The sequence below is a fragment of the Succinivibrio dextrinosolvens DSM 3072 genome, from assembly GCF_900167015.1.
In the GTDB taxonomy this organism is placed as follows: domain Bacteria; phylum Pseudomonadota; class Gammaproteobacteria; order Enterobacterales; family Succinivibrionaceae; genus Succinivibrio; species Succinivibrio dextrinosolvens.
In genome coordinates, this window is sequence record NZ_FUXX01000023.1 from 16,116 (window position 1) to 41,786 (window position 25,671).

Sequence of the window (25,671 nt, forward strand, 5' to 3'; positions counted from 1 at the left end):
ATGTTTAGAATCGGACATGGTTTTGATGTTCATAAGTTTGGCGGTCAGGGCCCATGTATTTTAGGTGGTGTTGCAGTACCTTATGAACAGGGATTACTTGCACATTCAGATGGAGATGTTGTTCTTCATGCCATCTCTGATGCCTTACTGGGTGCACTGAGTCTGGGTGATATCGGACATTTCTTTCCTGATAACGATGACAAGTATCTGAACATAGACAGCAGAATTCTATTAAGACAAGTTGTAGCTAAGGTTCATGAGTTAGGATATGTGGTTAACAATGTTGATACAACTATTCTTGCTCAGGCTCCAAAAATGGCTCAGTACGAACCTGCAATGAGAGAAAATGTTGCTGCTGATTTAAATATCGATATTTCTCGTGTAAGCATAAAGGCTACAACAACAGAGAAACTCGGATTTACCGGCAGAAAAGAAGGTATTGCAGTAGAATCTGTTGTTCTTCTTGTAAAAAAACAGAATCTTTAATTAAAAACGGAGACAACCTACTCCTATGAGTAAATTGTGGGAGTATTCGACTTATTATGAAAATTTTTACATCACTTTTTAATGCCTTTGAAAAGCTTTCCTATCATAGATTTGCAACACCTATTATGTGTGCGAATTCTTTTTTTGAGTCAATATTCTGGCCTGTTCCAGCAGATGTTATGCTGGTCCCTATGTGTGTTTATCAGCGTAGAAAGTCTCTATACTATGCATTCCTAACTGTACTGTTTTCTGTTCTTGGTGCGGTCGTCGGATATTATCTTGGATATTACTTATATGATCCTTATATCAGCGATTTCATCAGAATCATGCACTATCAGAAGAGTGCAGCCAAGGCAGCTGAATATCTAACAACATACGGAATAATGTTCGTATTTGTTGGTGCTTTTACTCCTATTCCTTACAAAGTAATCGCAATTACTGCCGGTCTTTGTGCTGCCCAGAGATATGCAGCTGAAGGTTCTGCCGGTGCCCTGGGTATTTTTTCATTTATCCTGGTTTCATTTGTTGGACGTGGTTTAAGATTTTTCCTTGAGGCAATAATTATTCTTATCGGTGGTGATAAGATGGAGCACGTAATCCGCAAATATATCGATAGAATCGGCTGGTTCTGCGTATTCTTAATTGTGATTTTTGTAGCGTATAAGATTCTATTTTAAAAATTTTTTTATATTTTTCTTTCAATTTGTGTAACAATGAATATAAATACACAGATTGCATGTAAAGATATGAAGAATAACAAATTAACTCTTTTTCTTTTAAGTGCAGTGCTTGCTACGGCCTGCACTAATCATCAAAGCAAGCCAAAAAAAATCGCCGAAGTTGAGTATGCTCAACCGGTTCATGTTAATTCAAAAGTAAGAAACCAGACGGTTTATCCTTCAAGTTCATCAAAGACTCAGGTCGGTGTTGTAAGACCATATTCTGAAGTTGTATCTTCCCAGGGTGGCGAAGTTAAGACATATTCAGGAAATGTTAAACAGGCAAAGCCTTATATTCCAGATTCAAATGCCAAGTCGGTTAATCTGAATGATGAAACATATCAGGTTAAACCTGGCGATACTCTTTACTCTATTGCTTTCCGATATGGTAAGGATTACAGAGAGGTTGCTCAGAAAAACAACATCGATGTCCCTTATAACATAAGTGTCGGACAGATTATCCATCTGAATTCAAAACCATTAACCGTAACCCCTACACCTACAGATTCAAAGATTTATGTTGTTAAAAACGGAGATACGGCAGTATCTGTAGCAAAAAAGCATGGTTTGACTCTGTCTCAGCTTGCAAAGGCAAATCAGCTTAAGAAACCTTATTCTCTTGAAGTTGGACAGAAACTGAATCTGGATACTTCAAAATCTATAGCGTCTGCTCAGACAAATCCTAAAATTGTTCCTGTTGCAGGAGGAGAACAGAAGAGCACTACTCTTTCTCAGACAAGTGTAGCTTCTGTACCCGCAGCTGTTAATGAGACTGCTCCTGTCAAATATGTGTCAGGTAAAACTGCTTCGGTTTCGGGAGTGTCATGGATGTGGCCTGCAAAAGGCTCTGTTATTAGAAACTTTTCTTCCTCTAATAAGGGTATTGATATTGCAGGCACCAGGGGGCAGAACATTAATGCTGCCGCAGCTGGTCAGGTTGTTTATTCTGGAAATGCATTAAGAGGATATGGAAATCTCGTTATTATCAACCATAACAATGAGTTCCTTTCAGCATATGCTCATAACGATATGCTTCTAGTCAAGGAAGGCCAGAACGTGAAGCGAGGCCAGGTTATTGCCAAGATGGGATCAACAGATGCCTCACGTGTGATGCTTCACTTTGAGATACGATATAAAGGTAATTCCGTAAATCCACGTAATTATTTACCTAAGTAGTAAATTTACAGAAAAAACTCGATATTATCCGCATTTTTAGAACGCGGATTTTGAAGAACTGCGAAATTATACTTTTTTTTAGTTGCAAAATTTGCATGAATTTTGCTTAATGAAATTATTACAACAAGCAACAAATGTTAAGGGTATCTCATGAACAATTTAAATGAATCTGAAGAGCTCGGCTCTGAATTCCACGATATTCCTGATACTTTGGAAAAAGAGGTATCTCCATATAAGGGAGGCAAGACTTCGTCTTCGCGTGAAAGTGTAGATCTACTATCAAACTACTTTAGCTCCATTCGCCGCTATCCTCTGCTGTCTTCAGAGGAAGAGTCAGAGATCGGCCGCAAGGCTCGTGATGGTGACAGAAGATCAATTGATCTTATGATTACGTCAAATCTTCGACTGGTGGTGAAGATTGCAAAAAATTACAGAGCAAGAGGAGTTCCTTTACTTGATTTGATTGAAGAAGGTAATCTGGGACTTATTCATGCTGTTCAAAAATTTGACCCTGACAGAGGATTCAGATTTTCAACCTATGCAACCTGGTGGATACGACAGAGTATTGAACAGGCAATTATGTGTCAGTCCAGACTTGTTCGTCTTCCTGTTCATGTAATCAAAGAAATCAATATTATTCTCAAGGTTAAGCGTCAGCTTCAGGAAGAGGATATCCAGAAACCAGTTTCAATTCAGCAGATTGCAGATGAGACTGGAAAGGATCCTGAGACAGTTAGAAACCTGTTATCTCTGCTAGAAGGCACCAGTCCTTTAGATGTGAGTGTAAGAGGTTCTGACGATGATAAGGAAGTTTCTCTTTTAGATGTTGTTCCTGATACTAAGCTGGTTTCACCTTTTGAGCATGTCGATCAGAGAGAAGTTGTAGAGATTGTAAGAGCCTGGTTTAACGAACTTCCTGAAAAACAGCAGATGGTCGTTCTATACAGATTTGGCTTGAATGATGAGGATGTTCTTACCCTAGAAGAGGTTGGTAAGAAGATTGGTTTAACCAGAGAACGCGTCCGTCAGATCCAGAGTGAGGTTTTAAAATCTCTGCGAAAGACTTTCGAAAACTACGGAATTGATAAAAATTCCCTAGGAATGCAGAATATAAACTAACAAGCAAATTCCGCCGTTTTAGTTTGGCGGAATTTTTACATCTGGACTATAAAATTTTTCCCTTAAGTTCATTTAGAATATTCAGGGCTTCAAGTGGCGTAATAGTATTCAGGTCGAGTTCCTTAATTCTATTTTCAACTTCACTGTCTTTTTCTTTGTAAATAATCTTCTCGGTTACTTTTTCCTCTGAATGTGTAATTGGAGATAATTCAGAGGCATCTTCTTTTATTGAAGAGTGTTTTTTCATCGAATTGATATATGTTTTGGCCTTTGAAATTACACCGGATGGCAAGCCCGCCAGATTACCAACCTCAATTGCGTAGGAATAGTTCTGAGATCCTTTATTTGCCTGATACATAAAGACAATCTTTCCTTCAAATTCCTTTGCTTTAAAGCATATATTCTCGATATTGTCGTACGTATCAGCCAAAGATGCGATTTCAGGATAGTGTGTTGAGAACAGAGTAAAACTCTTTACATTTGCACACATATATTCAGCAATAGACAGTGCAAGCGCACTTCCCTCATAGGTTGAGGTTCCTCTTCCAATTTCATCCATTAGAACAAGACTGCTTGAGGTTGCATTATTGATTATTGATGAAGCTTCTTCCATTTCAACCATGAAGGTGGAACGTCCGGAAGAAAGATCGTCTGAGGCACCGATTCTTGTAAAGATTCGGTCTATATTTCCGATCACTGCACTGGTTGCCGGAACATATGAACCTAATCTAGCCATAATCGAAATAAGAGCTGTCTGTCTCATGAATGTTGACTTACCACCCATGTTTGGTCCGGTAATAACCATCATCTGTTTCTTATCAAGACAGATTGAATTAGAAACAAAAGGAGAATCTGTTAGAGTCTCAATAACTGGGTGTCTTCCGTTATCGATCTTGATGATATGTTTGTCGCTAAGTTCAGGTCTTACATAGTTTCTTCTTTCTGCAAGCGCTGCAAATCCAATAAGAACATCAAACATTGATAGCTTTGATGAAAGATTTATCAGTCTAGGAAGTTCCTGCTGAAGTTTTCTGATGATTTCATTGAAAATCTCATTTTCCAGTACTAAGGATCTTTCTTTTGCGCTTAGGGCTTTTTCCTCTAATTCCTTTAATTCAGGAGTAATATATCTTTCATTGTTTTTCAGAGTCTGTCTTCTGATATACGTTGAAGGTACCTTATCTGCCTGAGCTTTTGACACTTCAATGTAGAATCCGTGAACAGAATTAAAGTTAACTTTTAAAGTTGAGATTCCTGTTCTTATCTTTTCGTTTTCTTCGATCTTTGCAAGAAGTGCTTCTGAACCGCTCATCAGTTCACGAAGTTCATCTAGCTCCTGGTTGTATCCGTTTGCGATTACATTTCCATCTCTAATAAAAGTAGAAGGATTATCAAGGATTGATTGTGTCAGTAAGTCAGCAATATCTCTTAATGGATCAATCTGTTCATTGAAATCCATAAGAATTTCCTGATTAGACTGTACCAGTCCCTGTTTTAAGGAAGGGAGCATCTTTAATGAATCCCTTAGTACAGCCATGTCCTTAGGTCTTGATGATGATAAGCCGATACGGGCGATAATTCTTTCTATATCACCGATATTGTCTAAAACAGCTTTTAAACTATCCTTATCTGACTGTATAAGAGCTGAGACCATATCAAGTCTGTAGTTAATTTCAGTGTTATTTCTCAATGGCTCAACGATCATTTTTCTGATCAGTCTCTGTCCCATTGGAGTTGAAGTATTATCAAGAATAGATAGTAGAGATCCGTAGTGTTCTCCCTTCAGATTAGAAAGAAGCTCAAGATTTCTCTGGGCACATTTATCCAGAATAACGAATGCACTGTTATCATCTCGGCTGATCTGTTTTATATGTTCGATGGAAACATTCTGAGTTTGTTTTACATAGTTAAGCAGAGCACCTGCCGCACAGATTCCTTCTTCAAGATTTTCAATATCAAAACCAAACAGACTGTTGGTTTCAAATTGTTTGCATAGTAGTTTATAACAGTTCTGAAGATCAAAATTCCAAGGAGCAAGTGCTTTTTTTGAGCTAATCTCTGCAAAAAGATTTAATTCTCTGAAATTTTCAGGGTAAACAATTTCAATAGGGGATACCTTATCAAGGTAAAGCATCAGTTCTTTTTCATTTGCACATACTGCAGTTTTAAATGTGCCTGAGCTTAGTGAAAGATAAGAGAATCCAAAGTATCTTTTGCCCTTGAATACGCATGCAATCAGATTGTCTGAGCCATCTGGGGCAATTCCTTCATCTGTTACAGTTCCAGGGGTAATTATTTTTGAAACCTTGCGAACCATTGTCTTCTGATTGCCAGGTGTTCCAACCTGCTCACAGATTACACATGATTCTCCAAGTTTTATCAGTCTGGCAATATAGTTATCTACGGCATGAAAAGGTACTCCTGCCATAGGTATAGGCTCTCCGTTATTAGTTCCTCTTCTGGTTAGAGTCAGATCTAATAGTTTTGCGATTTTCTTTGCATCATCATAGAAGAGTTCATAAAAATCTCCCAATCTGTATAAAACCAGTGTATCTGGGTAATTTGATTTAATTTCCAGGTACTGACGCATCATTGGTGTAACATTTTTATTATTGTCTTCCATTTGAGTTCCAATTTAATTGAATCGCCTTCTTAAGAAAGAAATATATCCTTAAATAAGGATATATTTGTCATTTGGGGACGATTTTTTTTATTTTTACGAAATATTCTTACTTTTTAAGTGTTTTTGTAGCTTTTTTTTGAAAAAATAACTAATCTTAAAACAAAAAATTAATATGAATTTTTTAAATGCAATGTATTCTATCACCTTTGAGATAACATGGCATTTTTGATGGAGTTTATCGATAATAAACAGGCATTTTGTTATGGAAATAGATGAAATCTTTTTAATGTGTGAAGAAGTTGCTTGCTGCGCAATAGACGGCTGTACTTCAAAAACATACAACAAACTTTCTATCCTGATGGATAAGGTAGTATCCGTAATCCCTCTTTTAGATGATTCTTTTCCTTTTGTCTTTAAGCCGGTTTTATCGTCTCTGGTCTCTTTTCAGGCTAATAACGATTTAAATGGAATTGCAGACTGCGTTAATTTTGAATTACCTTCTCTAATTGAAGAGCATAAGCGAAAGTAAATCTGATTTAATCTTAATCAATTAGTTTTCTACAAGATTTGCTCCAAGAATAACAGCTCCTGTTTTTGAATAATTGTCAAAACGTATGCTCGGATTATTTTGTATTGTCTGCTCTAGCAGATATCTGTAATAAGTGAACGGTTTGACTGTATTTCTGATTGCTCCGTCGTTACAAAGTACTTTTATTATTTGAATGTCTCTGAAAAAGATTTTGCTGTCAGTTTTTCCTGCATGAGTCTGGTTATCTGAGAAAGCAAAATCTGTTCCAAACAGAAGAATGTTATCTGGTTTAGCTACAGAGGCTATTTCAATTGCCAAGTTTAAAACTGAACCTGTAATCTGTACAAAATCTGAAAATTCCTCTGGAAGATAATCAATGAAGTCTATCTGTTTTTTCTTAAAGATAAATCTCTTTTCACAATTGAAGAGATTGATAACCGATGAAGGTGAATTTGCACAGAAAATAAATAAGGAATTGTTTAATCTATCCCTATAGGGAGTTATATCCCCGATTTTTTCTGGAGACATTTTCGAATCACAGGTGACAATCACATCTGGAATAATTCCATTTTCAAGAAGAAATTTTAGCGCAACATCAACCGTTACAATTGTCACCTGGTCTTTGTTTAGTGCTTTAATTCTTTCAATATTGTCTTGTATTGATGGTCCAGGTGCAGCAATTGCAATTCTTTTTCCAAGATTTAATAAATCATTATGATCCAGTAATTTCTCATTTTTTAGTATTTCATAGTTCTCTTTTAGATTATCTATTGACTCTTGCAAAAGGACGTTATCCACTTCGTTTTTTAAATTCAGATCATCAATTATGTTAATAAGTTTTGTTTTCAGATTATTTAATACATGCTGCTCAATATAAAGTTCAACGGGAGATACACAGCAATTTGGCGAGAATGGGAAACTGCCATTTGGTATAACAAAATGAATATTCTGTTTTATGTAGAGACTAAAGTTTTCGATTCTGCCTAGTAACTCGTATAAAAGACCAGGATTCAGAATAATAACGTAAATATTGGACTGGCTATTATTTGATAATAGAGCTAACTCATCGCCAATTCCTAATCCATAAATGAAAATATCCTCGTCTAAATCGATATTTCTGCATCGATAAATTGCAAATGCCTGTCTGTCATATCTTGAAGACAGCTGTAGTCCGTTGACTATTAATGTATTTTCCAGTCCTTTATCTAAACTAATGGAGTAATTTCCCAATCCCTTTTTAGAATCAAGCTGTTCTGCGAATTTAGAGTCATACTTGGATATGCTATTCAGGTTCTGTTGAAAAAGTTCTTCAGAAAATGCTTCGTTTATTTCTGGCAAAGAAAAATTATGTTCCATAAATATAATCCATATCCTATACATCATCAGCCAATGGTTTATTATATATATTCTGAAACTTTTTTCTGCCTAACAAATCAATAGTTCTTAAAGTGTGACAGAGATGTTGTTTACAGCTTTCTATAAAGAACTAATAAAAAAATTATATTATTATATTTATTGACAACAATAACTAACTTAATTATTATAGTTATAAAAGTTAATTAAGAGGAACAAAATTATGGCAGCTGCAAAATCAACCAGCGCTGGCTCATCATCAAAGTTAGTAGCCAATATTACAAAAGACCCAAAGAAACAGAAAGCTTTGGAAGCCGCAATGGAACAGATCGAACGTCAGTTCGGTAAAGGTGCAATTATGCGTCTTGGCCAGAATGAACTGGTAGATATCGAAGCTATTTCAACCGGTTCTCTGTCTTTGGATATTGCATTGGGTATCGGTGGACTGCCAATGGGACGTATTATTGAAATCTACGGTCCTGAATCCTCAGGTAAAACCACTTTAACCCTGGAATTGATAGCTCAGGCTCAGAAGAAAGGCAAGGTCTGTGCATTTATCGATGCTGAACATGCTTTAGATCCAATTTATGCAAAGAGACTTGGTGTAAAGGTTGAAGATGTGTTTATTTCCCAGCCTGATACTGGCGAACAGGCTCTGGAGATCTGTGAGACTCTAGTTCGTTCCGGCGGTGTTGATGTTGTTGTTATCGATTCTGTTGCAGCGCTAGTTCCAAAGGCTGAAATTGAAGGTGAAATGGGCGATAACCATGTAGGCCTTCAGGCTCGTCTGATGTCTCAGGCTTTAAGAAAGCTGACTGGTATTGTAAAGCAGGCTAACTGCATGGTTGTATTTATCAACCAGCTGAGAATGAAGATCGGTGTAATGTTTGGAAATCCAGAAACAACAACCGGCGGTAATGCTCTTAAATATTATGCTTCAGTAAGACTTGATATCAGAAAATCAAATGTACTCAAGGATAAGGAAGAAGCAATTGGTAATGAAACAAAGGTTAAGGTTGTAAAAAACAAGGTTGCCCCTCCATTCAAGACCGCTGTTTTCCAGATCCTGTTCAATTACGGAATTGCCAAGAACGGAGAACTTATTGATTTAGGTGTTAATGCCAAGATTATCAATAAGACAGGAGCCTGGTTCTCATACAATGGCGCAAAGATTGGTCAGGGTAAGGTCAACTGTATGAAATACCTTGATGAGAATCCTCAGGTTGCAGATGAAATTGAAGCAAAGATCAGAGAGTTCTACAAGAATAATAATGACTACGGTGATACAGCTTCAATCGGTGCTGAAGAGCAGCCTTCTGCAATGGATGCTCTGGATGATGAGGTTTCAGAAGAAGATCTGATTACTCCAATTCCTGAAGATCTGTAGGATAACTACTACCGTGAATAACTCTTCTTTTTTAAAAAAGAAAGCAAAGGAATCTGACGCTGCATTGGCAACCAATGCGGCGTTGCGTTTTCTATCGCGCAGAGAGTATTCAAAACTGGAGCTTTATCAGAAGCTTTGTCTAAAATATACGGCAGATGCAGCAAAATCAGCAGTAAAGAAATGTATTGAAAATGACTGGCTTTCAGAAACAAGATATATTGAAATGCTTCACCGTCATATTATCAGCCAGAATTATGGTCCCTTAAAATTCGTTATTGAAGCCAAAAAGAAGGGAATAACATCTTCTTTATACGATAGTCTGGTCAGGGAAACAGACTGGAAAGCGGTCGCAATTACTTTTCTTTCAAAGAAAATATCTAATTCTGATACAGTTTCGTACGAGGATAAGCAGAAACTTCTTGCAAGTCTATCAAGAAGAGGCTTTTCTAATTCAGTATGTATTGAAGCTCTTGAAGAGTATCTTGGTTCATCTTTTGAATTTTAAAGAAAAAATAAAATATCCATCCTTAATCTGACTAATTTTTACTTCCTAATCTATAAAGTGATGCGATCTGTGCCTCAAAACCATGTATAATTCATCTCTGTTTGAAATTATATTTTTAGGATCCAAAATAAATGTACATGACAACTGATCAAATACGTGATGCGTATTTGAAATTCTTTGAAGAGCACGGACATACAATTGTTCGTTCTAGTTCACTTGTTCCATACAATGATCCTACCTTGCTATTCACCAACGCAGGTATGAATCAGTTCAAGGATATATACCTAGGTAAAGAGAAGCGCGATTACGTTCGTGCTACTACCGCACAGAAATGCGTACGTGCAGGCGGCAAACAGAACGACTTAGACAATGTCGGATATACCGCACGTCACCACACCTTTTTTGAAATGCTGGGTAATTTCAGCTTTGGCGATTACTTTAAGAAAGAAGCAATTACCTTTGCATGGACTTTGTTAACTGAAGTTTATAAGCTACCAAAAGAATCTCTGATGGTAACTGTATACGATAAGGATGACGAAGCATATAACATTTGGAAAGATATAGTCGGCATTCCAGAGAATAAGATTGTTCGCATTGGCGACAATAAGGGCGGACTATATGAGTCAGACAACTTCTGGCAGATGGGCGATACCGGTCCATGCGGTCCATGTTCAGAAATTTTCTATGATCATGGTGAGGATGTTCAGGGTGGCCCTCCAGGATCACCTGATGAAGACGGTGACAGATTCATTGAAATCTGGAATATTGTGTTCATGCAGTATAACCGTAAGATTGATGGTACTTTTGAAAAGCTTGCTAAGCCAATGATCGATAATGGTTTGGGTCTTGAGCGTATTGCCGCAGTTCTGCAGGGCGTTCACTCAAATTATGAAATTGATTTATTTGTTGAACTTGAAAAGACTGTAGCTTCTATCTTAGGTGTAAGTGATTTAAATGATAAATCTCTAAGAGTTATTGCAGATCACATTCGTTCATGTTCATTCCTAATCGCTGATGGTGTTCTTCCTTCAAATGAAGGTCGTGGCTATGTTCTACGTCGTATTATTCGTAGAGCAGTTCGTCATGGTCGTCTGTTAGGCGCTAAGGAAGTATTCTTCTATAAGATTGTTTCAAAACTAGTTGAGTTAATGGGTAAGGCCTACCCTGAACTTGTAGCTCAGCAGGCTCTGATTGAGAGAACTTTAAAGAAGGAAGAAGAGCAGTTCCTAAACACTCTAGACCGTGGTCTTGCTCTTTTAGAAAACGAGTTAACCAAGCTTGGTGACAGCAAGACTGTTCCAGGTGATGTTGCATTTAAACTATATGATACATATGGTTTCCCTGCAGATTTGACCAACGATGTTGTAAGAGATCGTGGTTACGTTGTTGATATGGAAGGCTTTGACAAGTGTATGGCTGAGCAGAAGGCCAGAGCAAAGTCTGCTTCAACCTTCGGTATCGATTACAACAAGGAACTAAAGATTACAGAGAACACTGTATTCACAGGCTATGATGGTCTTGAATCTGAGTCTAAGATTACTCATATCTTTAAGGATGGTCAGGAAGTTGATTCCATTTCAACCGATGAGAATGCTGTAATTGTTCTTGATAAGACTCCTTTCTACGGTGAAATGGGTGGTCAGGTAGGCGATAAGGGTATTATCACAATTGGTGACAATGCTCGTTTTATTGTTGAAGACACTAAGCATGTTGCTAAAGCTACTATTCATATTGGCCGTGTTGATATTGGTCAGTTCGACAAGAATGCAACTGTTCAGGCAAAGGTTGATGCAGTTAACCGTGCTGATATCGCACGTCATCACTCAGCAACTCATCTTTTAGATTCTGCTTTAAGAATTGTTGTAGGTGAGAGCGTAGCTCAGAAGGGTTCATACGTAGCAAATGATCGTCTTCGTTTTGACTACTCACACTCAAAACCTCTGACACTTGCTGAGCGAAAGGCAGTGGCAGATCTTGTTAATGAACAGATTCAGGCAAATCTTCCTGTGAAGACTGAGTGTATGGATCTTGATTCTGCCAAGAAGTCAGGTGCTATTGCTCTATTTGATGAAAAATACGAAGAGAATGTTCGTGTAGTATCAATGGGCGATTTCTCTAAAGAACTTTGTGGTGGTACCCATACTGCAATGACAGGTGATCTTGGTGCCTTTGTTCTTCTATCTGATGAGTCTATTGCTTCTGGCATTCGTCGTATTGAGGCTCTGGTTGGTAAGTCTGCTGTTGAATACCTTGATGAGGTGTTTGCTGAGGTAGGCGCTGCAAGATCACTTCTAAAGGTTGGTGGTAGCTCAAATATTGCTGACAAGGTAGAACAGATGCTTGAGCATGCAAAATCTTTAGAAAAGGAAAACGAGATTCTAAAAGAGAAAATTGTTGCTCTGGAGAGTGCTTCTCTTGTTGAGAAAGCTCGTGATGTTAAGGGCGTTCCTGTAATCTGCTCAAAGATTGATAACTACGGCGCCAAGGAACTAAGAATTGCCATTGATAATCTAAAATGCAGAATGCAGACTTATATTATCGTTTTAGGTTCTGTATCTGAGGACGGTAAGGTAAGTTTAATTGCAGCTGTTTCTAAGGATCTAATCTCCAAGATTAAGGCTGGAGATCTGATTAAAGAAGTTGCTACTTATGTAGGTGGTAAGGGCGGTGGACGTCCTGATATGGCTCAGGCTGGTGGTACAAATCCAGAAGGCCTGGATAAGGCTTTATCCTCAGTTGAACACATTGTTTCAGAGAGAGTTTAGTCTAACATGTTAGTAGTATCACAAAAAGCAGGAGAAAAGCTCGTACTGAGTAGTGGTATTACTATTAATATTCTGGAAGTAAAATCTGGGAAAGTACGTCTTGGAATTGAGGCTCCTAAGGAGGTCGAAATCAAGCGAGTTTCTCAAAAAGAAAATACTCCAGATAAAAGCCATAAATAAGCCACTTAAGTACTATCAATGCCTTGAGGCGTAAAAAAACTCTTGACATTGATAGTCAAAAATCAGATACTATGTCTCGCTTAATTTCAGCGGATAGATGACCGAGAGGCTGAAGGTACTCCCCTGCTAAGGGAGCATACGACTATAAAGGTTGTATCGAGGGTTCGAATCCCTCTCTATCCGCCACTCAGATTAGGTTTTAAAAAAGAAATAAATTTCTTCTTGCAAAATCAAAATCTGGTGATATAATTTTGCGACGTAAGTAACACTTTTGGTTGCACTTGTAGCTCAGCTGGATAGAGTAATCGGCTACGAACCGATCGGTCAGGGGTTCGAATCCCTTCAAGTGCGCCACTCAAAAAGTTAACTTATTTCAAGTACGCACTTGTAGCTCAGCTGGATAGAGTAATCGGCTACGAACCGATCGGTCAGGGGTTCGAATCCCTTCAAGTGCGCCACTTCCTCTTTCTCATTTTCCAAATAAAGTTTCCAACTGATTTTAATTTTGCCTTAAAATATTCGATCAGTAGAAAAACATATCTTATATCTAATATATTCAATTTAAAATTGGAATTGTAATGGCAAAGAATAACTCTCAGGACGAGCTTTCCGTATACAAGGAACCTCCTAAAAATATTGAGGCAGAGCACAATTTTCTAGGCTCAATCATTCTGGATGGCTCTTTACTGGAAAAGGTTCGTGAAACTGTTGGTATGCTTGATGTTTCTGAATTCTCAAGTTCAAAAAATCAGGTTGTATATGAGGAAATTCTTTCAAGAGCTGCTACTTCGGATGATTTTAATGTCACTGTTCTCTGTGCTGAATTAGAGCGAAAGGGCAAACTTTCAGATGCTGGTGGAATGGTTTATATTGCTGGTCTTACCGAGTTAACCGGTCCAAGTGCTGCGGTAACTGAATATGCGAAGATCATCAGAGATACTTCAAGACGTCGTCGTCTGATTAAAGTTTCAGAACACATTGAAAAAATCTGTTATAGCCCTAATGGTCTTACTGTAGATGAGATCTACGATGAGGCTCAGGGTCTGATTTTTAAACTTGCTGAGTCAAATACATCTGTTGATGAAGGTCCTGTACCTATGACAACAGTTGCCCTTAACCTTATCAAGAAGATTCATGATGACGTTGATCTTGGCAAGAAAATGAACGGTGTTGCTTCAGGCTTCACTGAACTTGATGAGATTACTCAGGGATTTAGGCCTGGTACTTTCAATATTATTGCTGCACGTCCTGGTGTCGGTAAAACTTCTTTTGCAATGAATATCGTTTCAAATATTGCAATGAATGTTGATGAGCATAGACCTGCTCTTGTTTTCTCTCTGGAAATGCCTGCAAATGAAATTGCAATGCGTCTGATTTCATCTTTTGGAAGAGTGTCAGGAAAAGATCTTGCTGCAGGAAGAGTTAGTGCTGAACAGTGGCGTGATATTATCCGTAAGGTAAAATTACTTACCGAATCAGATGGAAATGGTAATGACCGTGTAAAATTATATATCGATGACGGTTCTGATCTCACTCCATTGGAATTGCGTTCAAGAGCAAGAAAAATTGCCGCAGAAAACGGCGGTTTATCATGTATTATGATTGACTATATTCAGCTGATGAGAGGTCAGTCTAAACACGATAACCGTTCTCAGGAAGTTGGTGAAATCTCAAGATCATTAAAACAGTTATCAAAGGAGCTTGAAGTTCCAATTTTTGCTCTGGCTCAGTTAAATCGTGATGTTGAAGCTCGTAAGGATCATCGTCCAATGAACTCTGACTTGCGTGAATCAGGCTCTCTGGAGCAGGATGCTGATATGATTATGTTCATTGACAGAGATGTTAATCGCGGTGAAAACAGTGATGATTCAAAGGCAACACTGATCATAGGTAAGAACAGAAGTGGTGCTACTGCAGATATTGAACTGCAGTTCCAGGGTGCGTATACAACCTTCTATGATAAAGCTAACTATATTGCAACTGATAGCGATGTTCCTCTGCTTGAGGACGACTATTATCAGCGACAGTAACTGTCAATAAGGAATAACAAACATGGAAAGCGTAACTGCTTTAATTGATAAGCAGGCATTGATACACAACATTAAAGTAATCAAGAATAAGGCAAAAGATTCAAAAGTAATAGCTGTTATTAAAGCTAATGCATATGGACACGGAGCTATCGCTGTAGCAAATGCCTTAAAGGATAAAGTTGAAGGCTTTGCTGTTGCAAGAATTGGCGAAGCAATGGATTTACGTCGCGACGGCATAAAAAATCCTATTTTTCTTCTTGAAGGTTTTTATAATGATGATGATCTTCCATTCATATCTAAATATGATTTGTACACTGCTGTAAATACAATGGAGCAGGTCGAGGCCATCGAGAGAGTTCCTTTTTCAAAGCCTATACATGTTTGGGTTCAGGTTGATATTGGTATGCATCGTTTGGGCTCAAACGATAAATCTACAATTGCCAAGATAAAGTCCCGTCTTGAAAAGTGCGACAAGGTTATTAAACCTTTAGGGCTTCTGTCTCACCTGTCAGTAGCTGATACTCCAGCTGAGGTTGAATACAACAAGACTCAGATTTCTAATTTCTTTGACTTTGCCAAGGATATGCAGGGAGATCTCTGTCTTACTAATTCTGCTGGAATATTTGACTGGAACGAGTCTCATACACAGTGGATTCGTCCCGGCATTGTAATGTATGGAATTTCTCCGTTCGATGATAGAACCGGAGAGGATCTTGGTCTTAAGCCTGTTATGACCTTAAAGAGCAATCTTATTGCCATAAATAAAGTTAAGAAAGGCGACAAGATTGGTTATGGTGCTTATTACGTCGCTCCAAAGGATACAACAATAGGTATTGTTTCCTGTGGCTATGGAGATGGTTATCCTAGAACAGCTCCTAATGGAACACCTGTTCTAATCAATGGACGTTATGTACAGACTGCGGGGCATGTATGCATGGATATGCTGTTTGTTGATTTAGGTGAACACTGTACCGATAAGGTTGGTGATGAGGTCATCTTATGGGGTAAGGGGCTACCGGTAGAGAAAATCGCTTCACTATGCAATACCATTCCATATGAACTGATATGTCATGTGATGCCAAGAGTAGAATTTATTTTTGGATAGAGAATATTTGCCATGCCTGAATGGCATGGCTATAAGAACATACTAGTTCTTTTTTACAAATCTCATTGAAAGATCTAATGCTCTTACGTTCTTTGTCAGAGCTCCAACAGAAATGTAATCAACGCCAGTTGATGCAAATCTGCCGATTGTATCAATATTGACGTTTCCTGAAATCTCTAGAAGAGCCTGATGATTTGTCTGCTTAACAGCCTGAATCATTGAATCATATTCAAAATTATCCAGCATGATAATGTCTGCTTTAGCATCAAGAGCCTGCTGCAGCTCGTCAAGATTCTCAACTTCTACTTCAACCTTTAGTTCAGGGTGAGCCTTACGAGCTCTTTCGATTGCTTTTGCAATACCACCTGAAGCCATAATATGATTCTCTTTAATAAGATACATATCAAAAAGTCCGATTCTGTGGTTTTTTCCACCACCACAGGTTACAGCATATTTCAGAGCTGTTCTTAGACAAGGAAGAGTTTTTCTTGTATCAAGAAGACTGCAGTTTGTTCCTTCCATCTGTTTTACGAACTTTGATACCTGTGTTGCTACACCGGAAAGAGTCTGCACAAAATTTAGCGCAGTACGTTCTGCAGTAAGCATTGCTCTTGAGTTGCCCTTTAAATGGAAAAGCTGTTCACCTGGTTCAATTGGATCGCCGTCTTTAACAAACCACTGAATTTCAACTTTATTGCCAAGCTGTCTGTAAACCTCTTCAACCCAGTCCTTTCCACAGAAGATTCCAGCTTCACGTGTAATAACGGTAGCTTCATCTGTTTCATTTTCATCAATCAGCTGGGAAGTTACATCTAAAGAAGGATCAAGAACTCCTCCAAGGTCCTCTGTAAGAGCCATTTTTACTGTGGCAACAATATCATCTTGAAGCATATTAAATTCCTAGTTATAAATTTTTTTAACTATCATAGCACATTCTTTGTTTTGGGTTGTTTTTGCGTTTTTCTTGAACAATAAAATTACCTTAAAAAAAACATCCAAAATGTGACAAAGACTGCACATGAACTTTGTTTTTGATATAATCGGAACTTAATAAATTTTTTTTTGTGAGATCAAATCGTGTTAGAAACAATCTCTATTGAAGATCAGGTTGAAGCTCTAAAACAAAGAGCAGATGCATTAAGGGGGTACCTTTGACCTTCAGACTAAGAGAGAACGTCTTGAAGAAGTTAATGGATTGCTAGAAGATCCTAAGTTATGGGATGACCCTCAAAAGGCTCAGGAACTTGGAAAAGAAAGACAGACATTAGAAACTGTCGTTAAAAATTTTGACAATCTGTATCAGGGATTCGATGATCTTTTGACCTTAGATGAAATGGCAAAAGAAGAGAATTCTCCTGAACTGGCTGAAGAAGCTAATGCCGAAGCAAAAAGACTCGAGACTGCTTTGGAAAGACTGGAAATTGAAAAAATGTTTTCAGGTCCAAATGACAATGACCCTTGTTATATGGATATTCAGTCAGGATCTGGTGGTACTGAAGCTCAGGACTGGGCTGAAATGGTCATGCGCATGTACGTTAAATTCGGTGAAAAGCATGGCTTGACAGTTACCGTTACAGAGTTGTCCGAAGGTGAAGTTGCCGGAATTAAATCTGCAACTTTACGTTTTGAGGGAGATCATGCCTATGGTTGGTTTAGAACCGAAACAGGTGTGCACAGATTAGTAAGAAAGTCTCCTTTTGATTCAAATAATCGCAGACATACTTCATTCTGTTCTGCTTATGTTTATCCTGAGGTTGATGACAATATTGAAATTGAAATCAATCCTGCTGATTTAAGAACAGATGTATATAGAGCATCAGGTGCTGGTGGACAGCACATTAACAAGACCGAATCTGCAGTTCGTATAACACACATTCCAACTGGAATTGTTGTTTCCTGTCAGAATGAGCGTTCTCAGTTCCAGAACCGAGATCAGGCTATGAAACAGTTAAGAGCAAGGTTATACACTCTTGAGCTTGAAAAGAGAATGAGCGTTCAGAAGGAGATTGAAGACAGCAAATCGGATATTGGCTGGGGGTCTCAGATTCGCTCCTATGTTCTTGATGATGCTCGTATCAAGGATTTACGTACAGGAGTAGAGTGTCGCGATACAACGAAAGTGTTGAATGGCGATTTGGATCAGTTTATTGAAGCAAGTTTAAAGTCAGGTCTTTAGACTTAAAATTTTAGGAAAGTGAAAATGGCACAAGAAAACATTGGCTCTGCAGAGTCTTTAAACAACGTTATGCAGGATCGTAGAGATAAGCTGAATGCTCTTCGTGAAAAAGGTCAGGCATACCCAAATGATTTCCGTAGAGATGCATTCTCATCAGATATCATTAAAGCATGTGCAGATAAAGACAATGAAGTTTTAGAGAAAGAACAGAATACATATACCATTGCTGGTAGAGTTATGACTCGCCGTATTATGGGTAAAGCTGGTTTCGCAACTATCCAGGATATGGGCGGAAGAATTCAGATCTATGTTGCAAGAGATAACCTTCCTGAAGGCGTATACCAGGATGTATTCAAGAAACTTGATTTAGGCGATATCATCGGTGTTACCGGTTTTGCCTTCAAGACAAAGACTGGTGAGCTGTCTCTTCACGTAAGCTCTCTTCGTCTTCTTGTTAAGGCTCTTCGTCCACTTCCAGAGAAATTCCATGGATTAACAGATCAGGAAGCTCGCTGCCGTCAGCGTTATGTTGATCTGATTGCTAACCCAGAGTCACGTCGTACCTTTGAGATTCGTACAAAGGTTGTTTCATTCATTCGTAAGTACATGAACGAGCATATGTTCATGGAAGTTGAAACTCCAATGATGCACGTAATCCCTGGTGGTGCAAATGCAAAACCATTCATTACTCATCACAATGCTCTAGATATGGACATGTATCTTCGTATTGCTCCAGAACTATATCTAAAGAGATTAGTTGTTGGTGGTTTTGAGAGAGTATACGAGATTAACCGTAACTTCAGAAACGAAGGTATCGATGTTCGTCATAATCCAGAATTCACTATGATGGAATTCTATATGGCATACCATGATTACAGAGATCTGATTGATTTTACTGAAGATCTGTACAAGAAGATGTCATTAGAAGTTTTAGGTACTACCAAGATTCATTATGGCAAGGAAGGTGAACCTGGTCTTGATATTGATTTTTCAAAGCCTTTTGACCGTCTGACCATGAAAGAGTCAATTGTTAAGTATGGCAATGGTATTACCATGGCTGATCTTGAGGATGAAGACAAGGCTCGCGAGCTTTGCAAGAAACATCATATTGAGATCATGAAGGGCTGGACTTTAGGTCACTACATTACAGCATTATTCGATGAGCTTGTAGAGGCAAATCTTCAGCAGCCAACATTTATTACCAGCTATCCTGATGTTGTATCTCCTCTGGCACGTAGAACAGACGGTGATGAAGAGTTTACTGATCGTTTCGAGTTCTTTATCGGTGGTCGTGAAATCGGTAACGGATTCTCAGAGTTAAACGATCCAGATGATCAGGCAGGTCGTTTCCGTCAGCAGGCTGAAGCAAAGAACGCTGGCGATGATGAAGCAATGTATTATGATGACGATTACATTACTGCAATGCAGTATGGCTTAGCTCCAACTGCAGGTGAGGGTATTGGTATTGATAGAACAGTAATGCTGTTCACAAACTGCCACACCATTCGTGATGTAATCCTATTCCCAACACTAAGACGCAATTAGGATTTTTCTTCGGAAGGTGAAGACCATGCAAAAGTATCAAGGCTCAATGGTAGCTTTAATTACTCCATTTAAGAATGGAAAGGTTGATTTTCAGGCATTAGAACGCTTAGTAGAGTTTCATGTAAAAAATGGAACAACTTGCATCGTAGTAACTGGAACAACTGGCGAATGCCCAACATTATCATTTGAAGAGCATGTTGAAGCAATAAAAGCTGTAGTTAACTACGCTAAAGGTCGTATTCTGGTAATGGCTGGTGCAGGTTCTAACAATCCTGTAGAGGCAATTGCCTTATCTAATGCTGCTAAGGATGCCGGAGCTGATTGTCTTTTGCATAATGCTGGATACTACAACCGTCCTAATCAGGAAGGTCTGTATGCCCACTTTAAGATGGTTCATGACAATACTGATTTACCTATTTTCCTATACAACGTACCAGGCCGTACTGTTGTAAATATCTCTTCAGAGCTTGTTGCCAAGTTAGCTAAGCTTGAGCGTATTATCGGTATCAAGGATGCAACAGGTAATCTTGAGAGACCATGGATTGAGAGAAATCTTATTGATAAACCATTTATCTGGCTTTCAGGTGAAGATTCAACTGCTGTTAACTTTAATGTTGCAGGCGGTGTTGGTGTTATTTCTGTTACCGCAAACGTTGCTCCTGCACTAGTTGCTAAGGTGCAGAATCTGACCCTTGAGAAGAAGTGGGAAGAGGCTGCAAATGAACACCTGAAGCTTATGACCTTACATAAGCTGATGTTCAAAGAGCCAAGCCCTGCTCCTGCTAAGTATGGTGCTTCACTGTTAGGTCTGTGTTCTGAAGAATCTCGTCTGCCAATTCTTCCAATTAGTCAGAGTCTAAGAGATGAAATCAAGACTCAGATGCAGAAGTTAGAGCTTATTTAATGACAGATAATAATGAAATTCAGGAGACTCTGAATACAGAGTCTTCTGAAAAGAAAAAAGATTTTAGAATCAAGTCGTTTGTCGTTCGCGCAGGTAGAATGACAGAAGGACAGATTCGTGCAATTGAAGAGCTCGGTCCAAAGTATATGGTTGATGTTGAGGACTTACAGCCTCTTGATATCGATGCTATATTTGGTCGCAGTGCACCTTTGGTTGTAGAAATTGGTTTTGGTATGGGCGTTTCTTTTGTTCAGATGGCAAAGGAGGCACCTCAGTACAATTTTCTAGGAATAGAAGTTCATCCTCCTGGGGTTGGTTCAGCTCTTAAACTGATTGAACAGGAAAAACTGACCAATGTTAAGGTGATTAAGTTTGATGCTTTTGAGGTCCTTAAAAAGTGCTTGAAACCTCAGAGTGTTGATATTCTGCAGATATTTTTCCCAGATCCTTGGCCTAAGAAGCGTCATGTGAAGCGCAGACTGATCAATGACGATTTCGTAAAACTGGTTGCTCCTCTGTTTAAGTCAGGCGGTCAGTTCAGAATGGCTACTGACTGGGAGGATTATGCTGTTCAGATGCTTGATGTTCTAACCAGAGCAGAAGGCTTCACCAATACTTCAGCGGATGGTACATATATTCCTCGTCCTTCATGGCGTCCTTTAACCAAGTTTGAACAACGTGGTCAGAGATTAGGTCATGGAGTATGGGATTTGGTATTTGTTCGTGACTGATTCAAGACAAGATCAATTAACTGCATTCGTTAAAAGCATTATTTTAGAAGATGAAATAATGCTTTTGCCTTTAAATGGCGATGCAAGTTTTAGAAGATATTTCAGAGTATCCGGTAAGAATCTGATTGCTGTTGATGCTCCTCCTCAGACTCAAAAGAATAAAGAATTCATTTCTATAGATAAAGCGCTGGCTTGTGAAAAAGTTAAAGTTCCAGATATCCTTGCATACGATCTGGAAAATGGTTTTATGCTTTTGGAAGACCTTGGAAATACTACTTTTGCTCAGGTTGCCATAGGTGCTGATGCTGAGTCATATTATCTTAAGGCGATAGATCTTTTAGGTCCTGTTGCAAAGGTGATTTCTAAAGTAGAGCTTCCTTTATTTGATGATGACTTTGTTAAGTTCGAGCTCTCTTTATTTGAGACCTGGATGCTTGAAAAAAGACTTGGAGTAAAGCTTTCAGCTGAGGAAAAACAGGATATTAACGATGCATACGAGTATATCTGTAACAGCCTGAAACAGCTTCCATATGCTGCTATGCATAGAGATTTTCATAGTCGAAATCTGATGGTATTTGGAGATGAACTCGCAGTAATAGATTTTCAGGATATGGTTAAAGGTCCTATAACCTATGATCTTGCTTCTCTTGTTTATGACTGTTATGTTGTCCTTGATAAGGCGCTTGTAAATAAGTGTATAGACAGGGCTTACGCTAGGTACAATGAGCTAAATCTTCTAAACGGCATGGAAAAGAGCGAGTTTGTTCGTCTTTTGAATATCACTTCTCTGCAAAGACACATCAAGGTATTAGGTATTTTCTGCAGATTATCTATAAGAGATGGAAAAAACGGTTATCTAAAAGATTTACCTCGTGTCATAAATTACGTTTTAGATGAGTGCAAAAATGACGCTCATTTTAGTAAACTATCTAATATTATAAAAAAATATGTGGTAGGTAATTTTTGATGAGAGCTATGATTCTGGCTGCCGGTCGAGGTGAAAGACTAAGACCAATTACTGATTCTATTCCTAAGCCAATGGTTAAGGTTGGCGACAGAGAGCTTTTACTTTGGCATATTCTTAAGCTAAAAAAAGCAGGAATAAAGGATATTATCGTAAACTCAGCCTATCTCTCTGAAAAAATCGTAGACTTCCTTGGAGATGGTTCAAAGTTTGGAGTGAATATTACTCACTCCGTTGAAGGTCCAACCGGTCTGGAAACAGCAGGCGGCATTATAAAAGCTCTACCTTTCTTCAAAGGGGAGAATTTCGTTGTTATAAACGGCGATACTTTTATTGATGCAGATTATTCTCAGTTTATCCATCAGTTGGCTCAGGGCGAGAGCGCAAGAATTTATCTTGTTGAAAATCCAAAGCATAATCTTCATGGAGACTTTTCATTAGATCCTGTTTCTAAAAAATGTTCCAGAGGACCTCAATATACCTTTTCAGGTGTTGCTGTATATTCATCTTCTGTATTTGAGGGGTATCCTGTAGAAAAGAGACCTCTGCTACCAATTTTTGAAAGCCTTGCTGATAAGCAGGAATTAAAAGGTGAAATTCTCAAAGGCAACTGGTTTGATGTTGGAACTATAGAACGCCTTGAAAATGTAAATTCATATATTCATTCTCATAACATACTCTAATCATAATCAAATAAATCATGTCACTAAGCGAAAAAGGTAAGGAAGCTGGAATAAAATTTAGCTATATGGGCAGTATTATCGGTATTGTCCTAGGTATTGTTTTAGCTGTCATCTGTTCGCATATTCTTCCAGCGCTAATTACTCCTCTTGTAGCTTTTTTTCTTTATGACCGTCCAAAATATAAGGAAGCTGTTGAGAAAGTATTAGCACAAAGGAATCTTGAAAAAGAACAGGAAGAGAAGGCAAGGGAAGAAGATCGTCTTAAAGAAGAAAAAAAGGCCGAGAAAAAAATCAAGGCGGTTCAGAAAAAGAACAGAGAAAACAAGGCCTCTCTTTATGAGAATATCTACACTGTTGCAGGTTATATTCTAGCTAATCAGGAAGAGCTCAGCGAATATATTCAGAATGCTGAAGATGTTATCTCTTACTTTAAGGCTTCAAAAGAAGAAAGACGACTGGCGGTAGAAGCATTTAACTATGCCTTAGATCCAGAGTTTGATGTTGAGGAGTTTGTTTCAAACTATCTTCTGTACATAGGTAAGAATCGAGATTATATAAATTATGTTTTGACCTATGCTTTAATCATTGCAACTGTCGATGATAATATTCATTACGATGCAAAAGAGCGTCTGGTTGCCATTGGTAAGGCAATGGGCTCTTCTATGGCAGCACTGAAGAGATTGTTTAAATCCAACGGTGCTGAAGCTCGTTTCGCCAGAGAATTTGAAAAACAGTCAGAAGAGAATCTTTCGGAAAGTACTTCTTTATCCTCCTTCCAGTCTGAAAGCTCTTCTTCAGATAATAAGAAATCCAAGAAGAGTTCAAGTTCCTCATACAATCATACAGGTGCGGAGAAAACATCAGAAGCTCTGGATATTCTTCAGCTTAATGATTCTGCTACCTTTGATGATATTAAAAAAGCTCATAAAAAGCTTATGCTTAAATATCATCCAGATAGACTTGCCTCTCAGGGGCTTTCAGAGGATATGATTGCAATTTATACTGATAAGGCAAAGGCAATTCAGGCTGCGTTTGATTATCTGAAGAAGTTATATAATGAAGTTGTCTGATGTTATAGATTTAAGATTCAAGTATTAGTTAATTATGAATACAAGTTATAAAGGTCGAGTATTAGGCTTCATTCTAGGTTTTATCTTTACAAACTTACTTGGCGCTATTCTGTTTATGATTCTTGGCTATCTGTTTTTTGATAGGCCAGCAAATCTTAAAAAACAGCAGAATGATGAAGCTGTTAGAGCATTTACCTCAAATGCCAATTACAACGAATCCCTTGTAAAAGTAACTTTTGCTTTAATGGGCTATGTTGCTCGTGGAGCCGGCAGAGTTAATGAAAGCCATATCGAAAAGTCATCACAGATTATGAATGTGATGGGCCTAAATGCTCAGATGAGAAAGACTGCGATTGATGCGTTTAACTCTGGAAAAAGCGAGAATTTTAACCTTAATGACACTATATCTGAAATTAAATCTCTTATAGGCAATAATTTCAGTTTCGTAAACTTTATTCTTGAAATTCAGGTACAGCTGGCTTTATCTGACGGTGTTTTAGAGGATGAAGAGTATCGTCGTCTTATGGATATCGCAGTTAAGTTAGGAGCATCCCGTGACTCCATGGAGCAGTACATCCGCTCAAGATATAATGAGATGCATTTTGAACAGCAGTTCAGGGATTTCTACAGGTCCCGTTATGAGAGAGAAAATACAGGCTCTGGCTATGATTATTCCCGCTCTGATAGCTCATATGATAATAGCAGCAGTTCATATTCAGGTTCAGGCTTTGGTTCATCCAAACTAGATTCTGCTTACAAAATTCTCGGAGTAGAAAGCTCTGCATCAGACGATGAGATAAAAAAAGCTCATAAGAGATTGATGCTTAAGTATCACCCTGACAGACTTGCATCTCAAGGTCTGACTCCTGAGATGATCAAGCTTTATACAGAAAAAGCGAAGGATATTCAGGCTGCTTTTGATCTTATTAAAAAGGAACGAGGCTTTTAGATTTTAATGTGCTGGTTTGTAGATTGTTTTGCCTAGATCTACATAATATTGAAGAATTTTCTTGCCGTATTCTTCATCTATACCGCCGCAGGCTTTTATATTTCTCTTTTTCATTTCTTCAAACCAGTTTGGTTTGAACCCTTCGTCAAAGCCAGTAATCCTTTCTACTTCTGACGAAGGTACACTGAATACTATCTTGTTGACTCCTGACCACATTATTGCGCCAAGACACATAATGCAAGGCTCTGCATTTACAAATAGTGTTAGTTTGTAGTGAGAGAGATTGTAATTTTTGTATTTATCAAATGCCAGTTTCAGAGTATTCATTTCGTAACTTTCCCAAGCCCGAACTGACAACCATTATATAACGTCGCAAAATATCCATGTCGATTTTGTTTACTAAAAGGTCTGACATGGATACTCCTAACATAAAAATCACAGCTCAGTACCAATCCTTCACAGCTACAATTGATTGGATTGAAATTTACAAGCGCTTTGAAGAATCAAAACTCTCCTGTTATTCGTTCTACAAAAGTGTTTTCCCTTCTCTTATTAAGGAGCTTTTTCCTTCTGGATATATGCCGTCTTTATCAACCCTAAGGCTTCATTTTCGAAAAATAAAAAAGGATGGAGTTGATGGGTATATTCAATCGAGTCGAGGCTTAGCAAGTT

24 protein-coding genes and 3 tRNA genes are annotated in these 25,671 nt (G+C 38.2%); 23 read left to right on the top strand and 4 right to left on the bottom strand.

Going from position 1 to position 25,671, the window contains the following annotated elements; genetic code table 11:
- From ispF to B5D46_RS07290, 4 genes are all read left to right on the top strand, one after another.
- A complete protein-coding gene (gene ispF, locus B5D46_RS07275; protein ID WP_078928897.1) occupies positions 1-486 on the top strand; it encodes a 2-C-methyl-D-erythritol 2,4-cyclodiphosphate synthase in 486 nt (161 codons plus the stop codon).
- A 56-nt stretch (positions 487-542) separates the two neighbouring features.
- Positions 543-1,163, top strand: coding sequence for a YqaA family protein (locus B5D46_RS07280; RefSeq protein ID WP_234973831.1), 621 nt, complete (start codon positions 543-545; stop codon positions 1,161-1,163).
- A gap of 36 nt (positions 1,164-1,199) precedes the next feature.
- Positions 1,200-2,381, top strand: a complete 1,182-nt coding sequence (locus B5D46_RS07285; protein ID WP_078928898.1) for a peptidoglycan DD-metalloendopeptidase family protein — start codon at positions 1,200-1,202, stop codon at positions 2,379-2,381.
- A gap of 150 nt (positions 2,382-2,531) precedes the next feature.
- The gene (locus B5D46_RS07290; protein WP_078928899.1) at positions 2,532-3,500 is read left to right on the top strand and encodes a sigma-70 family RNA polymerase sigma factor; all 969 of its coding nucleotides are present in this window, start codon (positions 2,532-2,534) and stop codon (positions 3,498-3,500) included.
- Between the two features lie 46 nt (positions 3,501-3,546).
- On the opposite strand, the gene mutS is transcribed toward B5D46_RS07290, so the two are convergent.
- Complete coding sequence (gene mutS, locus B5D46_RS07295) at positions 3,547-6,123, bottom strand: DNA mismatch repair protein MutS (RefSeq protein ID WP_078928900.1); 2,577 nt, start codon at positions 6,121-6,123, stop codon at positions 3,547-3,549.
- 262 nt (positions 6,124-6,385) lie between these two features.
- Between mutS and B5D46_RS07300 the strand changes: the two genes are divergently transcribed.
- Positions 6,386-6,652, top strand: coding sequence for a hypothetical protein (locus tag B5D46_RS07300; RefSeq protein ID WP_078928901.1), 267 nt, complete (start codon positions 6,386-6,388; stop codon positions 6,650-6,652).
- Between the two features lie 21 nt (positions 6,653-6,673).
- On the opposite strand, the gene B5D46_RS07305 is transcribed toward B5D46_RS07300, so the two are convergent.
- Positions 6,674-8,008, bottom strand: a complete 1,335-nt coding sequence (locus B5D46_RS07305) for a 6-hydroxymethylpterin diphosphokinase MptE-like protein (protein WP_159443049.1) — start codon at positions 8,006-8,008, stop codon at positions 6,674-6,676.
- Positions 8,009-8,324: 316 nt separating this feature from the next.
- Between B5D46_RS07305 and recA the strand changes: the two genes are divergently transcribed.
- From recA to alr, 9 genes are all read left to right on the top strand, one after another.
- Positions 8,325-9,392: a recombinase RecA gene (gene recA / locus B5D46_RS07310; protein ID WP_051639177.1), complete on the top strand. Its 1,068-nt coding sequence runs from the start codon at positions 8,325-8,327 to the stop codon at positions 9,390-9,392.
- 13 nt (positions 9,393-9,405) lie between these two features.
- Positions 9,406-9,897 (top strand): regulatory protein RecX, encoded by a 492-nt coding sequence (locus tag B5D46_RS07315; protein WP_159443050.1) that lies wholly within the window; start codon positions 9,406-9,408, stop codon positions 9,895-9,897.
- 131 nt (positions 9,898-10,028) lie between these two features.
- Complete coding sequence (gene alaS / locus B5D46_RS07320; RefSeq protein WP_078928905.1) at positions 10,029-12,662, top strand: alanine--tRNA ligase; 2,634 nt, start codon at positions 10,029-10,031, stop codon at positions 12,660-12,662.
- 6 nt (positions 12,663-12,668) lie between these two features.
- On the top strand, positions 12,669-12,842 hold the full coding sequence (locus tag B5D46_RS07325; protein ID WP_078928906.1) for a carbon storage regulator: 174 nt from the start codon (positions 12,669-12,671) through the stop codon (positions 12,840-12,842).
- A 91-nt stretch (positions 12,843-12,933) separates the two neighbouring features.
- Positions 12,934-13,028, top strand: a tRNA-Ser gene (locus B5D46_RS07330).
- A gap of 91 nt (positions 13,029-13,119) precedes the next feature.
- Positions 13,120-13,196, top strand: a tRNA-Arg gene (locus B5D46_RS07335).
- A gap of 27 nt (positions 13,197-13,223) precedes the next feature.
- Positions 13,224-13,300 (top strand) — tRNA-Arg (locus tag B5D46_RS07340).
- Positions 13,301-13,420: 120 nt separating this feature from the next.
- Complete coding sequence (gene dnaB / locus B5D46_RS07345) at positions 13,421-14,872, top strand: replicative DNA helicase (RefSeq protein ID WP_078928907.1); 1,452 nt, start codon at positions 13,421-13,423, stop codon at positions 14,870-14,872.
- Positions 14,873-14,894: 22 nt separating this feature from the next.
- Entirely contained in the window at positions 14,895-15,977 is a 1,083-nt protein-coding gene (gene alr / locus B5D46_RS07350) for an alanine racemase (protein ID WP_078928908.1), read from the top strand.
- Between the two features lie 42 nt (positions 15,978-16,019).
- Here alr and nadC read toward each other — a convergent pair whose 3' ends face one another.
- A complete protein-coding gene (gene nadC, locus B5D46_RS07355) occupies positions 16,020-16,868 on the bottom strand; it encodes a carboxylating nicotinate-nucleotide diphosphorylase (RefSeq protein ID WP_078928909.1) in 849 nt (282 codons plus the stop codon).
- Between the two features lie 186 nt (positions 16,869-17,054).
- Here nadC and prfB point away from each other — a divergent pair.
- The 8 genes from prfB to djlA all read left to right on the top strand — a co-directional run bounded on the left by prfB (position 17,055) and on the right by djlA (position 24,999).
- Positions 17,055-18,153, top strand: a protein-coding gene (prfB, locus tag B5D46_RS07360; protein ID WP_143675623.1) for a peptide chain release factor 2 whose coding sequence is annotated in 2 segments (ribosomal slippage) — positions 17,055-17,129 and positions 17,131-18,153 — 1,098 coding nt in all. Because the reading frame shifts where the segments join, the coding sequence is not laid out codon by codon here.
- A gap of 24 nt (positions 18,154-18,177) precedes the next feature.
- Positions 18,178-19,698, top strand: coding sequence for a lysine--tRNA ligase (gene lysS, locus B5D46_RS07365; RefSeq protein WP_078928910.1), 1,521 nt, complete (start codon positions 18,178-18,180; stop codon positions 19,696-19,698).
- 25 nt (positions 19,699-19,723) lie between these two features.
- Entirely contained in the window at positions 19,724-20,602 is an 879-nt protein-coding gene (dapA, locus tag B5D46_RS07370) for a 4-hydroxy-tetrahydrodipicolinate synthase (protein ID WP_078928911.1), read from the top strand.
- Entirely contained in the window at positions 20,602-21,333 is a 732-nt protein-coding gene (trmB, locus tag B5D46_RS07375) for a tRNA (guanosine(46)-N7)-methyltransferase TrmB (protein ID WP_078928912.1), read from the top strand. Before dapA ends, trmB begins: the two co-directional genes overlap by 1 nt.
- Positions 21,326-22,300, top strand: a complete 975-nt coding sequence (locus tag B5D46_RS07380; protein ID WP_159443051.1) for an aminoglycoside phosphotransferase family protein — start codon at positions 21,326-21,328, stop codon at positions 22,298-22,300. The genes trmB and B5D46_RS07380 overlap by 8 nt, the downstream gene beginning before the upstream one ends.
- Complete coding sequence (murU, locus tag B5D46_RS07385) at positions 22,300-22,980, top strand: N-acetylmuramate alpha-1-phosphate uridylyltransferase MurU (protein ID WP_078928914.1); 681 nt, start codon at positions 22,300-22,302, stop codon at positions 22,978-22,980. The genes B5D46_RS07380 and murU overlap by 1 nt, the downstream gene beginning before the upstream one ends.
- A gap of 17 nt (positions 22,981-22,997) precedes the next feature.
- Complete coding sequence (locus B5D46_RS07390; protein ID WP_078928915.1) at positions 22,998-24,050, top strand: DnaJ domain-containing protein; 1,053 nt, start codon at positions 22,998-23,000, stop codon at positions 24,048-24,050.
- A gap of 34 nt (positions 24,051-24,084) precedes the next feature.
- On the top strand, positions 24,085-24,999 hold the full coding sequence (gene djlA, locus B5D46_RS07395; protein ID WP_078928916.1) for a co-chaperone DjlA: 915 nt from the start codon (positions 24,085-24,087) through the stop codon (positions 24,997-24,999).
- Between the two features lie 3 nt (positions 25,000-25,002).
- Here djlA and B5D46_RS07400 read toward each other — a convergent pair whose 3' ends face one another.
- Entirely contained in the window at positions 25,003-25,326 is a 324-nt protein-coding gene (locus B5D46_RS07400; protein WP_078928917.1) for a deaminase, read from the bottom strand.
- Between the two features lie 86 nt (positions 25,327-25,412).
- Between B5D46_RS07400 and B5D46_RS12370 the strand changes: the two genes are divergently transcribed.
- On the top strand, positions 25,413-25,671 hold a 259-nt coding region (locus B5D46_RS12370; RefSeq protein WP_234973832.1), incomplete at its 3' end, for a hypothetical protein.

Bases quoted from the DNA above. Each gene is read 5' to 3' on its own strand.
- djlA (WP_078928916.1), top strand. From the start codon at position 24,085: ATGAATACAAGTTATAAAGGTCGAGTATTAGGCTTCATTCTAGGTTTT.
- B5D46_RS07290 (WP_078928899.1), top strand. From the start codon at position 2,532: ATGAACAATTTAAATGAATCTGAAGAGCTCGGCTCTGAATTCCACGAT.
- mutS (WP_078928900.1), bottom strand. From the start codon at position 6,123: ATGGAAGACAATAATAAAAATGTTACACCAATGATGCGTCAGTACCTG.
- alr (WP_078928908.1), top strand. From the start codon at position 14,895: ATGGAAAGCGTAACTGCTTTAATTGATAAGCAGGCATTGATACACAAC.
- B5D46_RS07285 (WP_078928898.1), top strand. From the start codon at position 1,200: ATGAATATAAATACACAGATTGCATGTAAAGATATGAAGAATAACAAA.
- lysS (WP_078928910.1), top strand. From the start codon at position 18,178: ATGGCACAAGAAAACATTGGCTCTGCAGAGTCTTTAAACAACGTTATG.
- dnaB (WP_078928907.1), top strand. From the start codon at position 13,421: ATGGCAAAGAATAACTCTCAGGACGAGCTTTCCGTATACAAGGAACCT.
- B5D46_RS07325 (WP_078928906.1), top strand. From the start codon at position 12,669: ATGTTAGTAGTATCACAAAAAGCAGGAGAAAAGCTCGTACTGAGTAGT.
- dapA (WP_078928911.1), top strand. From the start codon at position 19,724: ATGCAAAAGTATCAAGGCTCAATGGTAGCTTTAATTACTCCATTTAAG.
- recA (WP_051639177.1), top strand. From the start codon at position 8,325: ATGGAACAGATCGAACGTCAGTTCGGTAAAGGTGCAATTATGCGTCTT.
- nadC (WP_078928909.1), bottom strand. From the start codon at position 16,868: ATGCTTCAAGATGATATTGTTGCCACAGTAAAAATGGCTCTTACAGAG.
- B5D46_RS07305 (WP_159443049.1), bottom strand. From the start codon at position 8,008: ATGGAACATAATTTTTCTTTGCCAGAAATAAACGAAGCATTTTCTGAA.
- ispF (WP_078928897.1), top strand. From the start codon at position 1: ATGTTTAGAATCGGACATGGTTTTGATGTTCATAAGTTTGGCGGTCAG.
- B5D46_RS07390 (WP_078928915.1), top strand. From the start codon at position 22,998: ATGTCACTAAGCGAAAAAGGTAAGGAAGCTGGAATAAAATTTAGCTAT.
- trmB (WP_078928912.1), top strand. From the start codon at position 20,602: ATGACAGATAATAATGAAATTCAGGAGACTCTGAATACAGAGTCTTCT.
- B5D46_RS07300 (WP_078928901.1), top strand. From the start codon at position 6,386: ATGGAAATAGATGAAATCTTTTTAATGTGTGAAGAAGTTGCTTGCTGC.
- murU (WP_078928914.1), top strand. From the start codon at position 22,300: ATGAGAGCTATGATTCTGGCTGCCGGTCGAGGTGAAAGACTAAGACCA.
- B5D46_RS07400 (WP_078928917.1), bottom strand. From the start codon at position 25,326: ATGAATACTCTGAAACTGGCATTTGATAAATACAAAAATTACAATCTC.
- alaS (WP_078928905.1), top strand. From the start codon at position 10,029: ATGTACATGACAACTGATCAAATACGTGATGCGTATTTGAAATTCTTT.
- B5D46_RS07280 (WP_234973831.1), top strand. From the start codon at position 543: ATGAAAATTTTTACATCACTTTTTAATGCCTTTGAAAAGCTTTCCTAT.